This window comes from Granulicella sp. L46 (assembly GCF_009765785.1).
In the GTDB taxonomy this organism is placed as follows: domain Bacteria; phylum Acidobacteriota; class Terriglobia; order Terriglobales; family Acidobacteriaceae; genus Granulicella.
In genome coordinates this window covers 508406-531768 of record NZ_LMUT01000025.1, presented here as the reverse complement: position 1 = coordinate 531768, position 23363 = coordinate 508406, and the positions used below count along the sequence as shown (strand labels likewise).

At 58.5% G+C, this 23363-nt stretch carries 17 protein-coding genes; 7 read left to right on the top strand and 10 right to left on the bottom strand.

Annotated elements, in window-relative coordinates:
- The first annotated feature begins 274 nt into the window (after positions 1 to 274).
- Both GSQ80_RS23570 and GSQ80_RS22170 read left to right on the top strand, forming a co-directional pair.
- On the top strand, positions 275 to 487 hold the full coding sequence (locus tag GSQ80_RS23570) for a YciI family protein (RefSeq protein WP_254059860.1): 213 nt from the start codon (positions 275 to 277) through the stop codon (positions 485 to 487).
- A 76-nt stretch (positions 488 to 563) separates the two neighbouring features.
- Complete coding sequence (locus tag GSQ80_RS22170; RefSeq protein WP_158789801.1) at positions 564 to 1292, top strand: hypothetical protein; 729 nt, start codon at positions 564 to 566, stop codon at positions 1290 to 1292.
- Positions 1293 to 1363: 71 nt separating this feature from the next.
- Here GSQ80_RS22170 and htpG read toward each other — a convergent pair whose 3' ends face one another.
- From htpG to GSQ80_RS22155, 3 genes are all read right to left on the bottom strand, one after another.
- Complete coding sequence (gene htpG / locus GSQ80_RS22165; RefSeq protein ID WP_158789800.1) at positions 1364 to 3286, bottom strand: molecular chaperone HtpG; 1923 nt, start codon at positions 3284 to 3286, stop codon at positions 1364 to 1366.
- 167 nt (positions 3287 to 3453) lie between these two features.
- The gene (gene katG, locus GSQ80_RS22160; protein WP_158789799.1) at positions 3454 to 5691 is read right to left on the bottom strand and encodes a catalase/peroxidase HPI; all 2238 of its coding nucleotides are present in this window, start codon (positions 5689 to 5691) and stop codon (positions 3454 to 3456) included.
- 186 nt (positions 5692 to 5877) lie between these two features.
- Positions 5878 to 6318: a Fur family transcriptional regulator gene (locus tag GSQ80_RS22155; RefSeq protein ID WP_158789798.1), complete on the bottom strand. Its 441-nt coding sequence runs from the start codon at positions 6316 to 6318 to the stop codon at positions 5878 to 5880.
- 281 nt (positions 6319 to 6599) lie between these two features.
- Between GSQ80_RS22155 and GSQ80_RS22150 the strand changes: the two genes are divergently transcribed.
- Complete coding sequence (locus tag GSQ80_RS22150) at positions 6600 to 7463, top strand: universal stress protein (protein WP_158789797.1); 864 nt, start codon at positions 6600 to 6602, stop codon at positions 7461 to 7463.
- 148 nt (positions 7464 to 7611) lie between these two features.
- Entirely contained in the window at positions 7612 to 8631 is a 1020-nt protein-coding gene (locus GSQ80_RS22145) for a nucleoside hydrolase (protein ID WP_254059859.1), read from the top strand.
- A gap of 7 nt (positions 8632 to 8638) precedes the next feature.
- On the opposite strand, the gene GSQ80_RS22140 is transcribed toward GSQ80_RS22145, so the two are convergent.
- Complete coding sequence (locus tag GSQ80_RS22140) at positions 8639 to 9265, bottom strand: YdcF family protein (protein ID WP_158789796.1); 627 nt, start codon at positions 9263 to 9265, stop codon at positions 8639 to 8641.
- A gap of 22 nt (positions 9266 to 9287) precedes the next feature.
- Positions 9288 to 9779 (bottom strand): CcdC family protein, encoded by a 492-nt coding sequence (locus GSQ80_RS22135; RefSeq protein ID WP_254059858.1) that lies wholly within the window; start codon positions 9777 to 9779, stop codon positions 9288 to 9290.
- A gap of 413 nt (positions 9780 to 10192) precedes the next feature.
- Between GSQ80_RS22135 and GSQ80_RS23565 the strand changes: the two genes are divergently transcribed.
- Entirely contained in the window at positions 10193 to 10663 is a 471-nt protein-coding gene (locus GSQ80_RS23565) for a DUF305 domain-containing protein (protein ID WP_254059857.1), read from the top strand.
- On the top strand, positions 10660 to 12636 hold the full coding sequence (locus GSQ80_RS22125) for an LVIVD repeat-containing protein (RefSeq protein WP_158789793.1): 1977 nt from the start codon (positions 10660 to 10662) through the stop codon (positions 12634 to 12636). Before GSQ80_RS23565 ends, GSQ80_RS22125 begins: the two co-directional genes overlap by 4 nt.
- Before the next feature lie 141 nt (positions 12637 to 12777).
- Here GSQ80_RS22125 and GSQ80_RS22120 read toward each other — a convergent pair whose 3' ends face one another.
- On the bottom strand, positions 12778 to 14139 hold the full coding sequence (locus GSQ80_RS22120) for a hypothetical protein (protein ID WP_158789792.1): 1362 nt from the start codon (positions 14137 to 14139) through the stop codon (positions 12778 to 12780).
- Positions 14140 to 14418: 279 nt separating this feature from the next.
- Entirely contained in the window at positions 14419 to 16011 is a 1593-nt protein-coding gene (locus GSQ80_RS22115) for a DHA2 family efflux MFS transporter permease subunit (RefSeq protein ID WP_158789791.1), read from the bottom strand.
- Positions 16012 to 16763: 752 nt separating this feature from the next.
- Here GSQ80_RS22115 and GSQ80_RS22110 point away from each other — a divergent pair.
- A complete protein-coding gene (locus tag GSQ80_RS22110; RefSeq protein ID WP_158789790.1) occupies positions 16764 to 17387 on the top strand; it encodes a TetR/AcrR family transcriptional regulator in 624 nt (207 codons plus the stop codon).
- A 247-nt stretch (positions 17388 to 17634) separates the two neighbouring features.
- Here the strand turns inward: GSQ80_RS22110 and GSQ80_RS22105 are convergent, their stop codons facing one another.
- The 3 genes from GSQ80_RS22105 to GSQ80_RS22095 all read right to left on the bottom strand — a co-directional run bounded on the left by GSQ80_RS22105 (position 17635) and on the right by GSQ80_RS22095 (position 23297).
- A complete protein-coding gene (locus GSQ80_RS22105; RefSeq protein WP_158789789.1) occupies positions 17635 to 19785 on the bottom strand; it encodes an acetylxylan esterase in 2151 nt (716 codons plus the stop codon).
- 74 nt (positions 19786 to 19859) lie between these two features.
- Positions 19860 to 21245, bottom strand: a complete 1386-nt coding sequence (locus GSQ80_RS22100; RefSeq protein ID WP_254059856.1) for a glycoside hydrolase family 28 protein — start codon at positions 21243 to 21245, stop codon at positions 19860 to 19862.
- A 108-nt stretch (positions 21246 to 21353) separates the two neighbouring features.
- Positions 21354 to 23297: a glycoside hydrolase family 88 protein gene (locus tag GSQ80_RS22095; RefSeq protein ID WP_158789787.1), complete on the bottom strand. Its 1944-nt coding sequence runs from the start codon at positions 23295 to 23297 to the stop codon at positions 21354 to 21356.
- Positions 23298 to 23363: the final 66 nt, after the last annotated feature.

Below are 23363 nucleotides of genomic sequence, written 5' to 3'. Positions count from 1 at the left end.
GCTATTTGTAGAATTCGGGTCTGCCCATTCGTCGACATTGTGAAGGCCGGACAAACGGGCTTTTCGAAACCGAACAATCACAAAGGAGAAATCATGCCGCATTATTTACTTGCGAATTACCTCCCCGACAACTTCGACCCGTCCACAGTGACCGCAGCGACGGTTCAAGCTATCAACGATCTCAACGATGAGTTAGAAGCTGCCGGTGCCAGGCTCATGGCTTGCGGCCTTAGCCCGGCGAGCCAGGCGAAGTCGGTGCGGGGGCAGCCCAACGGTGAAGCGCTTATCCACCGACGGTCCCTATCTGGAAGCCAAGGAGCACATTGGCGGCTTCTGGATCCTGGAAGCCGCTGATATGGACGAGGCGCTGGCGTGGGCCCGCAAGGCTGCCTTCGACCCGAGTTCGCGGGGCGAGGTGCGCGAGATCCCCTACAGCAGCCTGCCGACCGGCACACCTCACCCATCGCGGGTAAAGCCAAAGCCATAACCAATCCACCGGCGCGGAAATCATTCTCAGGCAATCGGCCGGCAGTCATGGATAGCCCGTTCTCAGGAGGGGAGCAATGCGGAAGATGAAGGTTCACGCAATCGCAACTAAAAGCTTCGCGCTGCTTGTTGTACTCGCGATGACTTGCCGGGCAAGGTCACAGGAGGCCGCGACGACGTACACGAAGATGGCGCCGGTCGACCAATACCTCATGGCTGATCGGGATGCGGAGATAACGCTGGCGCGCAGTGCGGTGCCGGAGTCCATTGCCCGCGATGCAGAGGTGCTGGTGCTGGGACGTCACGGTTTCGAAACGGCGGTCAAAGGCACGAACGGCTTCGTGTGTATCGTGGGACGGGGCTGGACGTCTGCAGCGGATGCCGACTTCTGGAATCCGAAGGTGCGGGTTCCCATGTGTGTGAATGCGCCAGCCGCACGTTCTTACCTTCTGCGCCTCACCAAAGAGACCGAGTGGGGACTGGCGGGGCGTACGCAAGCCCAGATGAACGAGGCCATCGCCGCTGCCATCGCAAAAAAAGAAGTGCCCCCGATGGAACCCGGTGCCATGTGCTACATGATGGGGAAGCAGGGTTACGGCGGCGACAGCGCCCCACACTGGCCTTCTCACCTCATGTTTTTCTATTCCGACACGGACCCCGCAATCTGGGGAGCGAATCTGCCGGGTTCGCCCGTGATTGCCATCGCCGACCCCACGGAGCACCTGACTCAGTTCGTCATTGCTGTGCAGCGGTGGTCCGACGGAACGGACGATCACGAAAGCTCCGGAGCCGAACATCATCATTAGCTGCCACGCGCTCTGACTCGGAGCTTCTCAACACACCGGGGTATCGATGGTGCAGATGGGCCAAGTCCAAATCAATGCCTCGAGTCGATCGATTGATTCAGCACGCGGTTGAGTCGTTGGACGAAGGCGGATGGGTCTTTGAGTGGCACGCCTTCGAGTAGGAGGGCTTGATCGAAGAGGAGCCACGCAGCGTCGGCTACCGTTGCGTCCTCCGGGTTGGCGAGAAGTTTCTTGACGATCTCGTGATCAGGGTTGATCTCGAGGGTTGGGGTGGGTTCGGGAATTTCTTTCTGGCCCATGGCTCGCATCATCTGGCGCATGCGGGCGCTGGGCTCGTCTTCGTCCGAGACGATTACAGACGGGCTGTCGGCGAGGCGGGATGAGGCACGGACTTCCTTGACGGCATCGCCGAGTGCGGACTTGATCTTCTCGAGCAGAGGCTTAAGAGCCTCAGCCTTTTCGGCGGCCTGTTCGGGGGCCGAGTCGTCCTTCAGTTCGTCGGGGGTGGACTTGTTGACGGACTTGAGGTCGGTGTCGCCGTACTTGTCTACGTTCGAGAAGACGATCTCGTCGATGTCGTCGTCGAGGAGGAGGACTTCGATTCCCTTCTTCTTGTAGATCTCGAGCAGGGGCGAGTTGCGGAGCATGCTCTCGCTGCCGCCGGTGATGTAGTAGAGCGCTTTCTGTTCTGGCTGCATGCGCTCTTTAGCCTCGGCGAGCGACGTCAGGCCTTCGACTTTAGTCGACTTGAAGCGGACGAGATCGAGGAGAGTTTCGCGGTTGGCGTAGTCGCCGTAGACGCCCTCCTTGAGGGGACGGTTGTACTGGGCGATGAACTCGGCGTATTTGGCTTTATCGGTTTCGGAGTCGCTGTCAGCGATGCGTTTCAGCTCGGAGAGGATCTTCTTGACGCTGGCGGTCTTGATCGCGGTGAGGATCTTGTTCTGCTGTAGGATTTCGCGCGAGACGTTGAGCGGGAGGTCTTCGGAGTCGATGATGCCGCGCACGAAGCGGAGGTACTGCGGCAGGAGATCTTTGGAGTCGTCCATGATGAAGACGCGCTTGACGTAGAGCTTGATGCCGCCCTGATATTCGGCCTGGTAAAGGTCCATGGGGGCTTTGGCCGGGATGTAGAAGAGGGTGGTGTACTCGAGCGTGCCTTCGGCACGGGTGTGAAACCAGAAGAGCGGGTCTTCCCAGTCGCCGGTGATGGACTTGTAGAACTCCTTGTAATCCTCATCGGTGAGCTCGGACTTCGGGCGCTGCCACATGGCGCTGGCGGCGTTGACCTGCTCGGTGACGCGGGTCTTGATGGACTCCTTCTTCTCGGCGTTCCACTCGCTCTTGTCGTAGGTGAGGAAGATGGGGAAGGCGATGTGGTTGGAGTATTTCTTGACGATCTCCTGCAGACGCCAGGCGTTGGCGTAGGTCGCGCCCTCTTCGTTAAAATAGATGACGACCGTGGTGCCCGCGACGGAGCGGGCTTGATCGCCGGTGACTTCTTCGATGTCAAAGCCGGTCTTGCCGTCGGAGGTCCACTTGAACGTTTTGTCTTCGCCTGCTTTGCGCGAGAAGACCTCTACTTTGTCGGCGACCATGAAGGCGGAGTAGAAGCCGACGCCGAATTGTCCGATGAGGTTGGAGTCTTTCTTTGCGTCGCCGGAGAGTTGGGAGAGGAAATTCTTCGTGCCGGAGCGGGCGATGGTGCCGAGGTGTGAGACGAGGTCTTCCTCGCTCATGCCGATGCCGGTGTCGGCGATGGTGAGCGTCTTCTTCTCTTCGTCGAGCGTGAGGTCGATGCGCGGCGCATCGATGCCGTTGCCGACTAGGGCCTTGTACTTGTCGTCGGTGAGGGTGAGGTGGCGCAGCTTGTCGAGCGCATCGGAGGAGTTGGAGATGAGCTCGCGGAGGAAGATCTCCGGGTGCGAGTAGAGCGAATGGACGATGAGCTGGAGGAGTTGGCTAACTTCGGTTTGGAACTGTTGCTTTGACATATCAGCTTTAATTATCGCCATAAAGTCGAGCGACGCAAACAGCGTTATTAACAACGGGGAAATGATGTTTCCACTCAAACGAAACTGGCCTGCGCGAGCCTCGTTGAGGTTTGCGCAGGCCAGAGGGCTATAAGGGTCGGCGGTTGGTTTCGTCGGCCCTCTATCAATTAGTGGTGCTTGGGAATGTCGAAGCGATCGAGGTTCATTACCTTGGTCCACGCCTTCACGAAGTCCTTCACGAACTTCTCCTTCGAGTCGCTGGCGGCGTAGACTTCCGCGACGGCACGGAGCTGCGAGTTGGAGCCGAAGACCAGATCCACGCGCGTGGCTGTCCACTTGAGTTCGCCGGTTGCGCGATCGATGCCTTCAAACGCGCCCTCGGTTGTGGTGGATGCCTTCCACTCCGTTGCCATGTCGAGGAGGTTGACGAAGAAATCGTTCGACAGTATTTCTGTTTTGTCCGTGAAGACGCCATCCTTCGAGCCACGGAAGTTGGCGCCGAGAACGCGCAGACCTCCAACCAGCACGGCCATCTCAGGGGCAGTGAGCGTGAGCAACTGCGCACGGTCCACCAGCAGAGCCTCTGGATGCTGCGTGTGCCCGAGGCGCAGATAGTTGCGGAAACCGTCTGCCGTCTGCTCGAGCGGAGCAAAGGATGGCACATCGGTCTGCTCCTGCGTGGCGTCGGTGCGGCCGGGTGTGAAGGGAACCTTGACGTCGTGACCGGCCTTCTTGGCAGCCGCTTCCACAGCAGCAGTGCCACCCAGAACAATGAGGTCGGCGAGAGAAACCTTCTTGCCGCCTGCGTTGAACTCCTTCTGGATTCCCTCGAGTGTGCTGAGAACCTTGGCGAGGACGAGAGGCTGGTTGACCTCCCAGTTCTTCTGCGGCTCCAAGCGAATGCGTCCGCCGTTGGCTCCGCCGCGCCTGTCCGAGCCGCGGAAGGAAGCTGCCGCAGCCCACGCAGTCGAGACAAGCTGCGCGATCGACAAGCCGGAGGCGAGAATCTTCGCCTTAAGCGTGGCAATCTCCGCGTCGCCGATTAGCTCACCCTCTGCCGCAGGAACGGGATCCTGCCAGATCAAACGCTCCTTTGGAACCAGCGACCCCAGATAGCGATTGATCGGGCCCATATCGCGGTGAGTCAGCTTGAACCAGGCGCGCGCAAACGCGTCCGCAAACTGGTCGGGGTGAGCCTGGAAGTTCTTGCCGATCTTTTCGTAGGCGGGATCGAACTTGAGCGCGAGGTCGGAGGTGAACATCATCGGCTGGTGCTTCTTGCCGGGGATGTGCGCGTCGGGAATGGTTTCACCTTCGGCAACGGCGTACCACTGCCAACCGCCGCCAGGACCCTTCTTCAACGCCCAGTCGAAGTTGTAAAGGTTGTCGAGATACTCGCTGTCCCAGGTCGTGGGCTTGGTTGTCCATGCGCCTTCGAGGCCGCTGGAGATGGTGTCCTCCGCATTGCCCTTGCCGGCGGAGCTCTTCCAGCCAAGGCCCTGCTGCTCAATGGGAGCGCCTTCGGGTTCCGGACCAACGTACTTGTTGGGATCGTGCGCGCCGTGACCCTTGCCAAAGGTGTGACCGCCGGCGATGAGGGCGTAGGTTTCTTCATCGTTCATCGCCATGCGTCCGAACGTCTCGCGGATGTCGCGCGCGGACGCAATCGGATCAGGCTTGCCGTCAGGCCCTTCGGGGTTGACGTAAATCAGGCCCATCTGCACCGCGGCGAGCGGGTTGTCGAGATCGCGGTCCCCTTGGTAACGATCGCTGCCAAGCCACGTGTGCTCGGAACCCCAGAAGATGTCTTCCTGCGGGACCCAGACATCGACGCGTCCGCCACCGAAGCCGAAGGTCTTGAGACCCATGGAGTCCAGTGCAACGTTGCCGGTGAGAATCATGAGATCGGCCCAGGAGATTTTCTTACCGTACTTCTGCTTGATGGGCCAGAGCAGGCGGCGAGCCTTGTCCAGGCTGACGTTGTCGGGCCAGCTATTGAGGGGAGCAAAACGCTGCGTGCCCATGCCCGCGCCGCCCCGGCCGTCGTGGGTGCGGTAGGTGCCGGCGCTGTGCCACGCCATGCGAATGAAGAATGGACCGTAGTGGCCGTAGTCCGCGGGCCACCAGGGCTGCGAGTCGTTCATCAGCGCGTGCAGATCCTTGATGACGGCATCGAGATCGAGGCTGGCGAACTCTTTCGCATAGTCGAAGTCGGGGTCCATGGGATCGGCGAGCTTCGTGTTCTGGTGCAGGACGGCGAGGTCGAGGCGATCGGGCCACCATTCAAAGTTGCGCAGAATCTTGCGCGAGTTATGCGTTACAGCGCCATGCATGGGCGACTCTAATTCTGTGGCGGTGGCAGGGTTGGCGCCGTGTGGCACCGGGCATTTCATTTCGTCCGACATGGAAACTCCTTTGTCTCGTTGCGGGAAAACATATTGCAGCGCTGGTTGAATAGTTATCGTTGGATTGAGCGTTATTTTCGATGGACTGATCCAAGCTTCGATCAATTCTCAAATGCTTAGTGTTAAAGTTCTGTTGTCATGAGGTTCGTAGAAGCACAGTCGGCTATATGCACGTAATCCGTGCGGTCATCCAGTATCGGCAGACGTGTGCGGCGCGGAGGAAGCACAGCTTATGCAAAGTCCTCGGAGAATCACCTCGTACTCGCGCACCATGCGATTGCCGAGGAACTTGGCGGGGGGTTGTGGGACGTTGAACCACTCCATATCTTCCACCTCACCACACCGATCGCAGATGAAGTGGTGGTGGCGCATCCCTTTCACATCGAAGCGAGCGGAGCGGCCTTCTACGGCTACTTCACGGACCAGGCCGGCTTCGACCAGATCCCGCAGATTGCGATAAACCGTGGCCCTGGCAGAGCGAGGGTCAAGCCGGTTGACACCGTCGAAGATCTCTGCAGCCGTGGGATGACCGGCGGTCTGCATCAGGAAGGCCATCACGCAGTAACGCTGCGTGGTGAACTTCACTCCGCTGGCATCCAGAAGATGCCTGATTGTCTCGACGTCCATCTCCAATCTAGACTCTGTCTCATCTGAGAGTTTGTCAAGCCTGGGGTTGTGGAAAGACAGTGCATCGCGAACGGCCTGCTACTGCGCCTGGGTTGGATGTGACGCAAGTCACCTCAGCTTGTGATGGCGGAGACCGCGCATTCATCAGTACAGGGCGAGTATTGTACCCATGGGCGGAGGGGTAACTCTCGCCCGTAAGCTGCTGGTCCTCGACCGAGCTGAGTTCGTAACGGTGTTGGTGCGCATCAGCTCCAGAACGGATTGAGACGAACGGAGGAAACATGCGAACGATCGATCTGCAAACCCAAATCAAGTTTGAGCGGATTCTCCTGGCAACGGATTTTTCTGACGACGGCGAGATCGCCCAGGCCTACGCTGTCGGACTAGCGCTGCAGGATGAGTCGACCCTCGAAATCACGACGGTGGTAACCCTGCCGTCGCTAGACGCAATCTCCGAGTGTGCGCTCGATTCCGTACGGCACAGTAGTGAAGAGGAGCTGGTACGGCTGTCCAAACGTATCTCTGGAGTCAACGTCACGAGGAAGGTGATTGAAGGATTTCAGCGGGCTGGAGCGATAGTGGACGAGGCGGTCAGGTCCCACGCCGATCTGATTGTGCTTGGCACGAGATCGAAGCACGGCCTGAAGAAGCTGGCTCTCGGTTCAACCTCGGAAGAGGTGATCCGCACGGCGCATTGCCCGGTGTTGACGGTAGGGCCGCGCGTGGTGGCGCCGCCGCATGGGCCAATCTCATTTCACAGAATCGTGTATGCAACGGACTTCTCTACGCAGGCCGCCAAGGGCGTTGACCTCGCACTGGCCCTGGGACAAACGGCCGGGACGAAAGTCTATTTGTGCCACGTCGTTGCTGACCATGGAGCGCCCAGGGATGAGGATTGTGAAGCAAAGTTCCTCTCATCGTTGAAGGCGCTGATCCCTGCCTCTGCGCACTGCAGCTGCGAGCCGGAGTTTGTCGTCGAGCACGGGAAATCGTCGGAGGCGATTCTTGATCTGGCCAAGCGGATCAACGCCGATCTGATCGTGCTGGGAGCGAGGAAGGCATCCTTCTGGCTCGAGTTTATTCGGACTGGCCTGACGCCCGCGCTGCTCGCAAGCGCCACGTGCCCCGTACTTACCGTCTGCTAAACGCGCCGAGAGCGTCCGCGGGTTATCCTTTGCATTCACCAAGCCGTTATGAACCCGAAACGGAGAAATTGCAAAGCCGCCGAGGCAACGTAAGATGGAGAACCGGCCGCGGAGGTCGATTCGCCGAACGTGTGCCAGCGGAGAAAGCATGACGCGAACAAAAGGCAGGTCGCACCACGCGGCAGAAACATTGCTCAAAATCATCATGGTTGTCGTTGCGATCGGTGCGATCTGCGAACGCGCGATCGGACAGACGACTGCAGCGACGACTGGGCCGACAGAGAAGGCCATCATTGATACCGATATCGGCGATGACGTCGACGATGCATTTGCGCTGGCTCTCGCGTTGTCGGATCAGCATCTGCGGATTCTTGGCGTGACAACAGCATGGGGCGACACGGACCGGCGCGCGCGACTGGTAGAACGCTTCCTGAAGGAAACTGGCCATGCAGATATTCCGGTAGCCGCCGGACCGAAGACGAAACCCGGCACTCCTTTCACGCAAGCCGCATGGGCAGAGGCGTTTCCAGAGCCAGCTGACGGATGGCCGAATGCCGTCGACTTCATCCTCGATCAGATTCGGAGCAATCCCGGGGAGATCACACTGATCTCGCTGGCACCGCTTAGCAATGTGGGTGCGCTGATTCAGAAAGACCCTGCAACCTTCCGCAAACTGAAGCGCGTTGTGATGATGGGCGGCTCGATTCGGCAGGGTTATGGCGACCTCGGCTATCTACCCGACAAGGGTCCGAGCGCGGAGTACAACATCATGATGGATATTCCGGCGGCGAAGGAATTGTTCGCATCGGGTGTGCCGATCGACATGATGCCGCTCGACTCAACGCAGCTGAAACTGGATGAGGTGGTGCGTGCCACACTGTTCAGCCAGAAAACTCCCGCGACGAAAGCGCTGGATGAGCTGTATCGGCAGTGGGCAGGATTTCCGGACAATGTCACACCAACGCTGTATGACGCGATGGCCGTCGCGGTGGTTATGGAGCCTGCGCTTTGTCCGGTGACACCTATGCACCTGCGCATCGACGATGCAGGTTTCACGCGTGTTGAAGAAGGCATGCCAAACGCCAATGTTTGCTTGCATTCGGACGCAGACCAGTTCTTCCACTTTTATATTCCGCAAGTGTTGAGCAACCCGAGTCCGAAGCAGTAAGTCGGGATCAGGAGGCGTGCCGGCTCGGAAGGAACGGCGATGAAGAGAACACGTTCCAGCGCAGCACGAAGGTTTTCATGATCTCGCCGGCGTAGTAACCACCAATATCTTTCCAGCCGTACTCTGGCGGCCACTGCGAGGCATGCTCTTTCCACTGGAAGTGATAGCGCTCCAGAATGAGGGCGGTCCGAGGCAGATGGCTTGGGGAGCTGACGACCTCGACGCTGGTCCAACCTTTTTGCTGCATGATCTGATTGCTGAAGTAGATGTTCTGGATGGTATTCCTCGCTTTGTCCTCAAGGACGATAGCGGACGAAGGAACTCCCTGCGTTTCGGCGAGAGTCGCCATCGACTGGCCTTCGACGAACTGTTTCATCGTCGCGCCTCCGCTGAAGATGATATGTTCGGCACGTCCGGCTTTGAATTCTCTGACGGCCTCGTTCACCCGCTCGCGCTCCTCCGGCGAGGGTTGTCCGTCTTCGAGCGTCGGGGTTCCAAGGACCACGATCGTATCGAAGCGGTTCAAGTTGCAGTTTTGTGTCGGAACCGTCACATAGGTCGCGACGAGTATGGGGAGAAAGAGAAGGATGAGCAATCCTAGCCCCGCAAGCAGCCGCTTCATCCATCGCAACATGTGCGCTCCACCGGCTCCGTGATTATGATCGACTGACGGCGATTGTTCCGCCGCCTGCAGTCAGTTTGCGGTACTCCCGAAGCATGTTCAGGCGCCAGCGGACAATCATTCCAAAGGCCAGCACGAAAAACAGAGCCCCAGACTGCTCCACGGTTAATAAGGTATCGAAGTATCCGCGGGCGAGGATTCGTACCGCCGCCAGGACGAGGATGACGCTGAAGAAGGCGGTCGAACGCTGCATCATGATGGCGTCGCCCTGCTGCACGAGGCGCGAAGTCTTCAGCAGCGGATACGCGAGAAGGACTGCGCCGATCAGGAACGCTGCCAGGCCCCACGTCCAGGGAATACGAAACGCCGGGACGATGAACATCGAGAATCCGGTCGCCATACCCAGCGGCGGGATCACAATTTTCTTCAAGGAAACCGCGGTACGGCCCTCGCGAATCCGCCAGACGAGTACAGCAGCCAGTCCTACGAGAGATCCAATGATCGAGATCTTATTCGGATGAAACATCTTCCTCATGATAGCCGGTCGACGGCTGGCCTGATCTGAGAGGCCTAGGATCCACGGAACGCTCTGCACCCAAGCGTAATGACTTCAGCCTGAATCAGGCGCTTTCAGGATGCCTTGAGCAAGCTCACTGTGATACCGTGAAGCGATCGAAGATGCCTGAGTTAGCGCGCACGTTGAAGCGGACCCCTCCAGATTGCAAGCGCAAGCCGCACCCCTTCAGGGCGGCGCGGGTCATTTGCCGCGTATGGGTTGCCGCTGCCCTTGTTTGTTGCGGCTGGACGACGAATGCGCATGCTCAACAAACGAACACAGCTCCGGTCGTCGAGCCCGGCGCACCGGGAACACCAAGCAGGACGCTTCCGGCCTCCACCACAGGTGTTGTTCCACAGGAATCGCACGCCGACATCGAGTTCATGCAGGGCATGATCATGCATCATGCACAAGCCGTCGAGATGACCGCGCTCATCCCGACTCACACGCAGAATCCAGGGATTCGATCCCTCGGCGCGCGTATCAGCCTTTCCCAGTCAGACGAGATGAAGTTCATGAAGCGGTGGTTGGCTGCGCGTGGACAGCCCGAATCGATGGCCATGCCTGGCATGCCGGACATGGACATGAACGGCGATCCGATGCACGCCATGCCAGGCATGCTAACGCCAGAACAAATGGAAGCGTTGCGCCATGCCAGCGGCGCAAAATTCGATTACCTGTTTCTGACGGGTATGATTCAGCACCACAACGGTGCGCTCATCATGGTGAAGGATCTATTCGATCACCCAGGAGCGGGTCAGGACGCGGAGCTGTTTGACTTCGCCACCGATGCAGATAACACACAGCGAGCCGAGATCAAGATTATGCAGAACATGTTGAAGGAGAAACCATGAACCGTTTCCATGCTCCCATCATTCGTTTCGCCGGTGCGATATTTGCATTGGCCCTCCTGTCCGGTGTGCCAAGTGCGTTGCAAGCGCAGACGCCCGCAGCCGAGCCACCCAATCCGTTTGCACCGCCGCCAGCGACGCCGCTGCCCCCGGGAATGACGGGTTCAACCACGAATGATCCTCGCGTGGGATTGAAGCCCGGCTTGTACGACGCTGGCGAGACCGCCATGGGCATGGAGCATGTCGACTTCCTCAAGAAGCCGACCGCCTTTCAGATCAATTCAACCGATGCGAACGATCCCTCGGTGCAGAAGACACTTGGTCTGCTGGGGATTGGCAACAGCGCCAAGATCCCCAAGCCAATGCAACTCGTGATTGCGCAGCTCGCCTTTGCCAACTCGGATTTTGCCTTCCAGGGAAACCACCTGTTCCAGGGCAACTTCTATGGCGTGAATTTTTATGACATCTCGAACCCAGCCAAGGTCTCGCTGATTACCTCGCTGGTTTGCCCGGGCGGGCAGGGCGATGTCTCTGTCTACGGGCATCTCCTTTTTATGTCGGTGGAGATGCCGAACGGGCGGCTGGACTGCGGCACGCAAGGCTTCCCTCCCCCGCCACCACCGCCGCCCGGACATGAGAAGGAGCGTCCAACGCCGGCAGCAAGCCCTGATCGTTTCCGCGGCGTGAGAATTTTCGATATCTCCGACATCAAAAATCCCAAGCAGGTGGGAGCGGTGCAGACCTGCCGCGGCTCGCATACCCATACCCTGGTCGTCGATCCGAACGACAAGGACAACGTCTACATTTACGTTTCGGGAACATCGTTTGTGCGGCAGAAGGAAGAGTTGGAAGGCTGCTCAGGCGAAGCTCCGGATAAAGATCCGAACACATCGCTGTTCCGCATCGACGTGATCAAGGTTCCGCTGGCAGCGCCGCAGGATTCGAAAATCGTATCGAGCCCGCGCGTCTTTATGGATCCACGCAGCGGCGCGATGAATGGCCTGAATAACGGCGGCAGCCACGGCACAGAAAAAGTGGCGGACACCAACCAGTGCCACGACATCACGGTCGATTCTTCACTTGGCCTCGCGGCCGGCGCCTGCTCGGGCAATGGCATCCTTCTCGACATCAAGGATCCCATCCATCCGAAGCGCGTGGACGCGGTCAACGATCCCAACTATTCTTACTGGCACTCCGCGACGTTCTCCAACGACGGGACCAAGGTGGTCTTCACGGATGAGTGGGGCGGTGGTTTGCAGCCACGCTGCCGTCCGACCGATCCGATCAAGTGGGGCGCGGATGCAATCTTCACGCTGAAGGACGACCATCTGTCGCTGGCCAGCTACTATAAGATGCCTGCAGCACAGACGGCCACCGAAAACTGCGTGGCGCATAACGGTTCTCTCGTCCCGATTCCGGGTCGCGATGTCGAGGTGCAGGCCTGGTACCAGGGAGGCATCTCGGTGATGGACTTTACCGACCCGGCGCATCCCTACGAGATCGCGTACTTCGATCGCGGCCCCATCAGTCCGACGACGCTGATCCTCGGGGGCTATTGGTCGGCGTACTGGTATAACGGCTTCATCTATGGGTCGGAGATTGCGCGCGGGCTGGATGTCTTCAAGCTAGTGCCGAGCAAGTTCCTGACGCAGAATGAGATTGATGCGGCCAACCTCGTGCAGTTCAACGACCTCAATGTGCAGAACCAGCCGAAGATCACGTGGCCTGAACAGCTAACGGTTGCGCGCGCGTATCTTGATCAGCTACAGCGTTCCAAGGCCCTTCCTGCGGATAAGATCGAGGCGCTCGATAAGGCAATTCAACGCACGCAAAGCTCGCACAACAACAAGAAGGACTTGGCAAAGCTGCACACGATGTCTGCATCGGTAGAGGCGGACGCGGCCAGTGCAACGGACGCAGCGGATGCGAAACGCCTGCACGCACTCGCGCAGATCCTCGATCATCCCGCGGCATAGTGCCATCCCAAAAATGGCACGGCCGCGAACAGACAACTGGGATTGCGCTCGGCTAGGAGGAAGCTGGACTTCCTCCTAGCCGAGTGGATCGGATGGGTCTCGCTCGAAGCCCGTCGCCCTTCAGCGAGGCTATTGCACCTCTCAGATGAGAAACAAAGATGGGAATGAGGAACGAGAGTTAATGAGTGTTGGAGGTGGTGGGCGAAGGGTTTTTGGTGGTTGGAAACGGGAAGGGTGACGGGAGCAGAGGGGAAGGCCACAGGGCGCCAATGTGGGCAATTGCGGCTGGAGGACGCGGAGGATACCTTGTGTATCGGTGACGATGAGAAACGGGGGATCGTTGACGCCGAACTGATCGAGGAAGCAGGGATCAACGACTAGGGTAGGGGTGCCGCGGAGATAGTTAGCAGCGTCGGCTGCAGTGATGGCGGTGAGCGCCGCGGGGGTGGCAGGCGTGGGATTGGATGGCACAGTTTGCGCCAGGAGGCCGTAGAGATAGGCTTCGTGTCCGGCGACGGTAAAGACTGTGGGAGGGAGCTTGGTGGCCATGCGAATGCATTGCGCGCACCAGTCCGGGAAGAGGAGAAGCGCGGTGATGGCGTTGGGTGCTGGGAGTTCTGGCAACTTGCTGGGGACGTTGAGGGAGGCGAGGGCAACCGGCTTGTGAGAATCGGCGGGATGGGCGGGGCGGGCGAGATTTGGAAGCGGCTGGCCGAGGAGCGCGTAGCGGCGGCGAACGAGGTCGATGGGGATGGCGTCGTCGGGCGTGAGGATGGCGGGAAGGGCGGCGTTGAGGGCGGTGAGAGTTGCGGTGATCGACGCAGGCCGGGCTTTGTCGAGTTGCTGGAGGGCGGCGAGGGCGATGCCGTCGGCGTAGAGGTCGTGGAGAGACTGTGGAGGCTCAGCGCCAGGATAGCTGGCCGTGGTGGCGTTTGCGGTTGTGGCGAGGAGAGCGAGGAGGTGGGGTTGGCGGGCAAGAGCGAGCGTGAGGGCGTCGTTGGTATAGAGGAATTGCATGAAGTTGATGGCTTCGTTGAGGGTTTCGGCCGTGAGAGTGTCGTAGGGTACCGCGGCAAGCATAGCCTGGGCGGAGTTGAAGGCTGCGGTCTCGTCCTTGATGTGAAGTTGGGCATCGATGAGGCCGGCGTAAGCCTGTGTGAGCAGGGGTTTCGGTGCGTCGGCTCCGATATAGCGAGTGGTGGCTTCGATAACAGCGGGGAAGTTTTGGCCGAGGGCGCAGAGTTTGGCGAGGTCGATGAGGTCGGAGCCGGCGAAGGTCTGGGGATCGCGAGCGGCACAGCCGGCACTCGCATGAGCCATCGAAACGGTGAGTGCGGCGATTTCTGTGTCGGACCAGTTGGACATGGATCGCCGGGTGAGTTCGAGGGGATGGACGGCGTCGTCGTAGGCGGCTTTCGGTGAGAGCTGTGGTGGGGGTGTTGGTGTCTGACCGAAGGTGGCGGCGGGAAGAAGGAAGATTGCCAGGAGCGTCAACTTCAGCACGGCCAGGGACCTCGTAGGTGGGGTCAGGATAGCAAAACGTATGACTCTCCGTTTCGAAAGAAGGTTATCGTCCTCGAAATTGACTCGTGGTGGACCAGATGTAGGAAGGATTCCCTGCTCCGATCATTGCGTTTGAATGACCGTGATCTCCGACTGCGGCGCCATGGTGATTCCGTTGTTGAGTTTCAACACTGGAGCTCGTTTCTTTCGCGCACATGGGATTCTATCTCCTGACTGGAACGGCTTCCGGCAATGCCGGCTTCATAACAAGGTGTGTCTCTAGTGCATAGCTTCCCCTTTAGGAGCCCCTTCGCCGGGCTTGTTCTTACTCAGGATGAAGGCGCACGCTATCATGGCCAATGCCATCCACGAGAGCAGACGGTAGATATCCTGATAGGCCATCGCGTTCGCCTGTTGATTGAGCTGCTGATACATCTCAGCTCGTGCCATGAGGCCGGGACCCGGCCCTTTTCCGCTTCCTCCGAAGTAAGTAGTAAGCGCGTTTAGCCGGTTGACGAAGGCGGGATTGCCCGGCTGCATGTATTTCTGCAGATGCGCCTGGTGAAAAAGTGAGCGGTTGGTAACAATCGCACCGGTGACGGCAATAAAGATGCTGCCGCCGACGTTGCGGACGAAGTTGATGATCCCTGAGACCTGATTGCTCGCCTCTTTCGGGAGCCCAACATAGGCTGCGTTGGTGATGGCGATGAAGGCGAAAGGAATCGCAAACATCTGAAGAATTCGCAACCAGGATGCGAAGCCGAAAGTCATCGTCAGCGTAAAGTGCGTTGAGGTGTAATAGAACGCACCGGCAAAACAAGCGAACCCGAATGCAGCCATGTTCCTTGCCGGGAACTTGCCTGTAGCCACTCCCGCCAGAGGCATAACGACGAGCAGGGCAACGCCTCCGCCCGCGAGTGCTTCTCCGGCGCGGGTTGCCGTATAGCCCAGCAATTGCTGCAGGAACTGCGGCTCAAGCACAGTTGCAGCATTCAAGACGCCGCCGACCAGGATCATCAACAGGCAACAAATGGCGAAGTTCTTGTACTTGAAGAGCCGCAGATTCATGATGGGGTTTTTGGCCCGCCACTGCCACCAGATCAGACCGGCCATCCCAACAATAAAGAGGGCGCCGCAGGTGCGGATCAAGTCGGAGGCAAACCAGTCGTTCTCTTCACCCTTATCGAGCATGATCTGCATGCCGCCCATGGCGACGGTCAGGAGACTCAGGCCTATGTAGTCCAGCTTCTTAAGATTGGCGCGGTCGGCTTTGATCCACGGAGGATCCTGGACCAGCCGGCTGACCAGGAAGAAAGCGAAAATGCCAACCGGCAAATTGATATAGAAGATCCATCGCCACGAGTAATTGTCCGTGATCCAACCGCCGATCGTCGGGCCGAGGGAGGGCGCTAGTACGGCGACGAGGCCATAAAGCGCGAAGGCCTGGCCTCGTTTTCTCGGTTCGAATGAATCTGCCATGATGGCTTGCGCCATAGGCTGGAGGCCGCCGCCTCCGACTCCTTGAAGAACACGAGCCAAAAGCAAAATCGGAAGTGTCGGCGCGATACCGCAAAGAAAGCTGGCGGCGATGAAAATCGCGATGCAGAGCAGAAAGAAATTCTTACGGCCGATGACACTCGATGCCCATGCACCAACCGGAAGGATGATGGCGTTGGAGACAAGATAGCTGGTGAGGACCCAGGTTCCCTGGCTGGTGCTGGCACCGAGGTCGCCGGCAATATGCGGGAGGGCAACATTGGCAATGGAGGTATCGAGGACCTCCATGAAGGCTGCCAGGGCAACGGTCGCAGCGATGAGCCATGGGTTGACGTGAGGCTTCCACTGCCCGTCACTAGATACTTCTGCTGCCATTGCACTCCCTGTCCATAAAGAGGCCTTTCCATCTTTCTTCAAAGACATAATGTATCTGAAAGCGTATTGTATGTAAAGGTGGGTTGCAGGAGCGATCTATGAAGGCTCACACAGGCGCAGGCCGACTATCGACAACCCGGAGCATGTCTCAGATCCATGGCGATGCGGATAGTCGCTATCAACACATTGGCCGCCTCGACGATGAGGGACCATCAGGTGCGGAACAAGGGATGAAGAAGAGCAGGAAGGAGGCGCGAAAGGACTCTCGATTCGTGATGATTATTGCTATCGAGCAGTGGATCTGCGTGTTATTGGGCGTCGTCTGTATCGCGTCAGGGATCTGGGGAGTCCTTCTAAAACCCAGTCAGAATGCTCTTCCTGCATACCTTGCATGGCTAGCGACAGCGTTTGTCCCAACATTGCGAATCACCGCAGTCGCGTGTCTCGTTATGGGGTTAGTGCTCGTACGCCGCGGGTTGGCCTGGTTCTGACTCCACTCTGCGAACACCTTGTCTGCGCAAATGGCTAAGGAGGAAGCAATATGAAAAACGACGTTGAAGACATCCCGATGGTCTATCTGCTGTATGTGCTTCTCGCAATCGCAGTGATGGTGGGAATCGCAGCAATGTTGATCGTCAGCTTGATTCCCGCCTAAGGGCGGTCGCGGCTATTATCGTATCTGGATGCAGAGTGCTCCTCGAACTCCGCATCATCAATGGATCGCGACGGCAATCGCTGGAAGGAGATCGTTTGTGAGCACCGCAAGGCCGCGAAAGCGGCTCACCCGCGAGGAAAGCCAGGCGCAGACCCGCGCCACCCTGATCGCCGTGGGGCGCAAACACTTTTTGCGTTTCGGACTTGGCGGCGCCGTCGCGGAGAAGATTGCCGAAGATGCTGGATACTCCCGGGGCGCCCTTTACGCCAACTTCGACGGAAAGGAAGAACTGTTTGTCGCCGTAATTCGTGAGGAACAGGCGAGCCGCCTGGATTTCTTCCGTTCCCTGCTGAAGGACGAGCCGTCCCCTAAAAAGCGTGTGAAGAAATTTCGGGACGCCCTTGCCGACCTGGTGACGGACCATGATTGGATTGTGCTTCGCGCTGAATTCGAAGTCGGAGCCCTTCGAAGTGAATCCATCCGGAAAAGCTTCATTGAAACGCATCGGCTGCAGCGTAGCGATGGTGTAGAGCTTTTCAGGGACCTCTTGCGATCTCCTGATCTCTCTTCGAGATTGACGCCGGATGAGTTCATGACGGTAATGATCAATCTCTCTCATGGTCTCGCCGTCACACAGAGGATCCTTGGTACCGAACTCTCTCAGAAGAGCACGCGTAACCTGATCCAATCTCTGTTCGATGGTTTGATATCGTTTACGTGATTGGCTCCTCTCGGCCCACGGCCGACCTACTCCCAGACTCGGTTGCCTCCCCTGAGATATCGAAGATGGTAAACCCCTTCCGGGTGGTTTTGTGGCTTGCCGTTGACGAGGCCATGCATGGGCTTGAGCTTGTTGTTTGAGACGAAGACTGCATCAACGTAGGCGCCGCTCCCATTGGAAAGCTTGACCCTGATTTTGAGACGGACGGTTGGTGCTGGCATCGCAAATTCATTCTTGACGATTGTATTTAGGGTGCTTCTCCTGGTATGCCTAGTGATCGAACGAGGTCAGGGATGTCATAGTGAAGAAGGACACCGGGGATGATGTCCTCAGGCGCTCCGATGGGCATAGGGGCATCGATCAAGCTGCGATAGCTGGTGAGGACGTGGTCTACGGTGATGTGCTTCAGACGTGGGTCGAGGGCAGCGGCGTGCAGTAGCACCAGGCCCATGTGTCCGCTGCCGGTGGCGGTGATCCGAGCCGGATCGACATCCGGCCGACTCGCGAGGTAATCGGTAATGCGTGCGACGTCGTCGATGCGCATGCCCACGAGTGTGTGGCTAACCAGATCCGCGCGAAGGCTGAGTAAATAGAAAGGCCCAAGGATAGGAGACTTCATGTCGTCTGTGCCGGGAGGCGACGAACGCGGGGTGATGGCCAGCACGATATTGCCAGGAGCGGCTAGCGATTCGAACCGAACCTTATTCGAGCGATCAGTGGAGCTGTTCCCCTCGATCGAATCGGGAACGAGGAGGATGACCGCAGGGTGACGGCCGGCGGTCAAAGGAACGTAGAGCTCCCCGTGAAGATCGATTCCCGTGCGGGAAGGGAGGGTGAAGTCACCGGTCTTTGCGGCCAACAGGGTTGCGTCGAACGTTGACGTTCCGGGAACGACCGAGGTCTGGGTAGCATCACGAATGGCTTCAGCTAATTTCTGTCCACTCAGCCTTCGCGAACTGGGGGGAAGGATTTTAGCGGCACGCTTCCGATTGAGAGTGAAGACGGTTTCGGAATCTGGGTAGCTGGCGGCAACCTGTCCTGTTGCGGTGACCTGCAACGCCTCCTTTGGAAGACTGGCTGGCGGACCGATCGGACCGAGAACTCCATTAGCGGGCACAGGAAGGATGGGATGGGTCGCATCGGCTTCTGGCTTCAGGTTCCGGATGAAGAATCCCACGATCTCGCCCATGATTGCCCCAAGGGCACCGTGATGGCCAGGACCCGTGATGAATTGCAGAGGGGCCGTGAGAGGAATTTCATTTGTAGTGTCGGCGTTCAGCGCAGGTCCGGCAGGCGTTGGCGGAACCGCATGGGAGCTTGTGCCGGATGGAACACCGGCGCTGCTGGGATCGAAGAGTGAGTAGAAGCGCCGGGCCTCGATGACCGTTGAACGCGCGCCAGCAAATGGGAACATGTCAGAATATGTGGCGACGACGGCGTACGGCCGCGGTGCTGCAAGCTCAACCCAGTCTGGGAAGTCGAAGCCCGAGGCGATGAAGTGTGGGATCGATTGTTCGCCGTCCTGCGGGCCCAGAGCAGGCAGCAGTGTATCGAACGATGTGGTGTAGCAGGCGACGGCGATGGCAGCCACCCGCCTATCGAGTGCTCCGAGAAGAGCAGTGATCGCTCCGCCGCCGGAACAACCAAAGGCACCGATGCGTTTTGAATCGACCTGGGGAAGACTGCTTAGGTAATCGATACCGCGCATCGCGTCCCAGAGCATGTAGCGGTCCAGAGTATCTCCGATCAGCATGGGCTGCAGACTTGCTTCGCCGTGCTCCCCCGTAGGACGAGTTGCCAGCGACTGATTTGGATCCTTGGGATTTGGATACTGGAGGCGTTCCCCCTGACCGATGGGATCGTAGGAGAGAACGATAAAACCGTTGCGAGCGAAGATGGCTGCGGAGGTATAGTCGCTGACCTTTCCATTCGGTGCATGGCCAGGAGAGATCAGAATGGCAGGAAGCTTCTGATCAGCTGGATGTCCGTCTGGAAGGTAGAGCAAGGCCGGGATGTGAAAGCCGGGTTGACTATCCAGAATCAGCTTTTGGATGCGGAAACCGTCGGCCTGGGTAACTCCCATGAGCTTGACGTTCAGTGCGGTGCGCTGCGGGAGACTGCCAATGAGGGACATGATCTTTTTCCCGACCATGGCTTGGCGATCCTCTGCTTGAGCGCGCGTCTTGATGGCAGCGACCGTGGCATTGCGGCTCGCGATGTATTCGGCTGCGATACCGTCGAGGTAGCCGTTGAGCTTGACCCGGCCGGCATTAGCTGCATTGCCGTCGTCGTGGTGGACGGCCGCGGCTGGCTGCGGGGTGTTCTGTGCGACAGCGACCTGGAGAAGAATAGAGGCTGCAGCACAGATGCGGAGAACTGAACGGATAGATTTCAACATGGCGCTCGGGGATAAGACTCGTTTTACTAAGCAGACCGCTGATGCTTCGACTCGTTTTCCATCTGCCTGGTTTCTCAATGCAGCAAATAGGGTTGGGCTGGTGCTGGAATTGGAGCGGGGATCTTTGTGGGTTCCAGAGGAGCAGCTTTGGCGAGCCCGACTCCCGTTACGTTGTAGGTGTTGAGCAGCGCGCCGGTATACCCGGTCACTCCGATATTTCGCAGCACGGCGTGCTTAATATTCGCAAGGAAGATCCCCTTGCCGCAGGTACCGGTTATGTCGGTGAGGGATAAACCTTCAAGCGGCTTGTCAGGGTCAATTCCAACTCCATCGACCAGCACTGGCACATCCTTGACACGAATATTGTTGAAATTGAAGTTTCTTATGGTCGGAATTCCCTGTTCTCCTGGAACCGCTGCCTCATCCTGTTTCCCGCTGTTCAGGATGTTGAAGCGCAGAAACCCTTGTTCTGCTCCGGACACATCGAGATCGCTCACGTAGATGTTTTCGATGAATGCGCCTCGTCCGGGCCGGCTCTTAATATAGATAGCAAAGGTCCGTGCGGCTATGCATTTGCAATGATCGATATGGATGTTGCGAATGCCACCGGAGGTTTCGCTGCCGATGCCGACGCAGGCCCAGTGCGAATCGGCGAAGGTGCAGTTGCTGATGCGCACCTCTTCGGTGGGTCGATTGATTGCGTAGCCTTCCGCGCCGCGGCCCGACTTGAGCGAGATGCAATCGTCTCCGGTCGAGAAGGTGCAGCTTTCGATTACAACGTGCCTGCATGAGTCCACGTCGATCCCGTCGGCACCACCGCGCACGGTGACATTACGGAAGAGAGCGTCGTCGCAGTAGACAGGATGAATCGACCACATATCGTTCTGTTCCGTCACGCAGTCTTCCACGCGGAGGCGGCTGCAGTTGACGAATTCAAGCAGAGCCGGGTGGCGCAGTCCGTTCTGTGCGTCCACACGACCTTTGATGGCGGGGTTTCCAACGATTCTTCCCCTTCCCGTGAGGCCGATGTTGTTGGCATCCACGGCAGATATTAGGCCAATGTAGCCCTTCACCCAGTGGCCTTCCCAACGCACTTGTGTGAGCGGATAGTCGGCCAGGTTTGGTGATCCGAGCAAGGAAGCGTCTGCATCTAGGTGCAAGGTCGTATTGGAGTGCAGCATGATAGCGCCCGTCAGGTACTCGCCACTTGGTACGCAGACCTGACCACCGCCAAGGACGCTGCAGCGATCGAGCGCCTGCTGAATGGCAAGCGTGTCGTTGGTCTTGCCATCACCGACGGCTCCAAACTCTTTGATGTCGAGACTGACTGAGGGGGCGGCAGGGCTCGCTGGATCGCCGGATGCGCGCTGCGCTGAGATGCCGCGCGTTGCAGGCCAGAGTGGGAGCGCGGCCAACGTTTTGGCGGCGGCTCGAAGAAATCCTCGGCGGTTTGTTTGCATGCTCCGCATCCTGCTCAACAAAGGCTCCTGTTCGTTAATTTGATGACGATGTGATCGTTGTCGTTGAACGCTGCAAGCGTTTGCGCCGAGGAGCTGGGCGCACTCGGCTCATCGCGCTTCCTGTGTGTGGTCGGTGCGCTGCGCGATCACCCAGCGAACGAGTTCTTTGCCTGCCGCGAAGTTGTCCCCTGACGGATGGTCTTTGCGGCCGTCGGTGTACTCGTTGTAGAGCCAGGGGTCTACAACCGCGAGGACTGCGCCCTTGCCGTACTTTGCCGTGGCGATGACGATGACGTTGCGATCGGTGACTAGAGCTCGGGCTGGCGCGGAGATGGAGATAGTGCACGTGTCCTTCATGTAGAGCACGTGCGGTGAGTGAAAGAGATCGCCATCAGGCTTCACTGGAATTTGTGCGGCGGCGTAGTCGGTACCGACGACATGGTGGCTCAGGACCGCATTGAAGTGAATGCCGAAACGATCTGCGATGTTGTTGAAATGCTCGATATCTGCGTTGGCAGGGTCATTTTCGAGCAGAAGCAGAATGCCTCCCCTCTGTACCCATGCTGAAAGCTCCGCGCCGTCGCGCGAGGTTGCGTAGTGCGGATGAGGATTCTTCGCTGGATTGTCTGGTGAGGCGATGATATAGATCTGCGCGTGCTTCAGATTGGATGCCGTTGGCGCAGCGAAGAGCGTGCCGAGTGTCGCACCCTCACGCTCAAAGAGGTGGCCGAATAGGGAGTAGCCATCGTTGGAGAAGTCGTTCCACTTGTAGTGGAAGTACTCTGTCTGTCCAGCGGCGTTCTTGCGCTGTTGGCTGTTAAACCATGCATCGACGAGCACGGTGTCCCCGCGGAGGTTGGTGGCGGCTGGCGCGTTCTCCATCTCCGTCGCGGCCAGGAGGAACGCTCCAACGCCCTTTGGATCGTTGCTGCCGATCGGCGCGTGAATGTAGTAGTTGTAACTGCCGTCACGATACGGGGTGCCACCAAGACCAACAGCCTTCACTGTACTGGTGAGAGTGACGGAATCATTCGCACTGGTCTGCACAAATTTGTCGAGGATTCCCTGCCAGCCGTGTTGCGCGTTGGCTGCGTAGCGCTCGGGAAGATATCCGAGCCGCACGCCCTTCTGGAGCGCATAGACGAACATACACGCCGCGGAGGACTCGAAGTAGTTGCCGTCCTCACCGGGCTTGTCCAGCACCTGGGACCAGAGCCCCGTGCGCTGATCCTGCACTCGTGCAATCGCCTCAGCGGTGCGGTTAAGGATCGCGATGAGCTTCGCCCGGCCTGGATCATTCTCCGGGTAGTAAGGAAGCGTGTCGACGAGAGCCATCATGTACCAACCCATCCCCCGCGCCCAGACGACGTGCGATGCTCCCGTGTTGGGATCGGCCCAGCCCTGTTGCTTAGATTCATCCCACGCGTGATAGAGCAGGCCGGTCTTCGGATCACGCGCATGCGCTTCCATCAGGGTGAACTGCCGGGTGATATCAGCGAAGTCCTGCGGCTCGTGAAACACCGAGGCATATTCGGCGTAAAACGGTTCAGCCATGTAGAGGCCATCGAGCCACATCTGATTGGGGTAGATTTTCTTGTGCCAGAAGCCCCCGGAGGCGTTGCGCGGCTGCTCCGCAAGCTGGCTACGAAGTAATACTGCGGCCTTGTAGTAACGATCGTCCAACGTCACGCGATAGAGCCGGAGCAACTCTCGGCCCAGCGCAACATTGTCGAGTGTATTGGCGGAGGCGTTGTATGTGGGGATGGACCCGCCGGGCAAGACGAGCGTATCCAGGGAGTGCTTGATGAAGCGAAAGTACGCATCGTCGGCAGTGTTGTACCAGACGGCGTCCATCCCATTCAGAAACGTTGCAAGCTCGTAGTTCCACTTCAGCGGAGCGCTCGGCTCATCGCCATGGCCGACATTGAGCGTGATGGCTGAGTCAGCCATGCGCTGAGACCACGGCTGCTGTTGTGCGAGAGCCGCGCGACAAAGCGTGAGGCAGAGAAACAAGACGATCGCGCGGGAGAAGGTGATACGGAAGAAACGCATTTGGGTTCGCTTGCATGAGGGTACATGGTGACTGGACGCTCATGATCGGGTGGGAAAAAAGCGGCG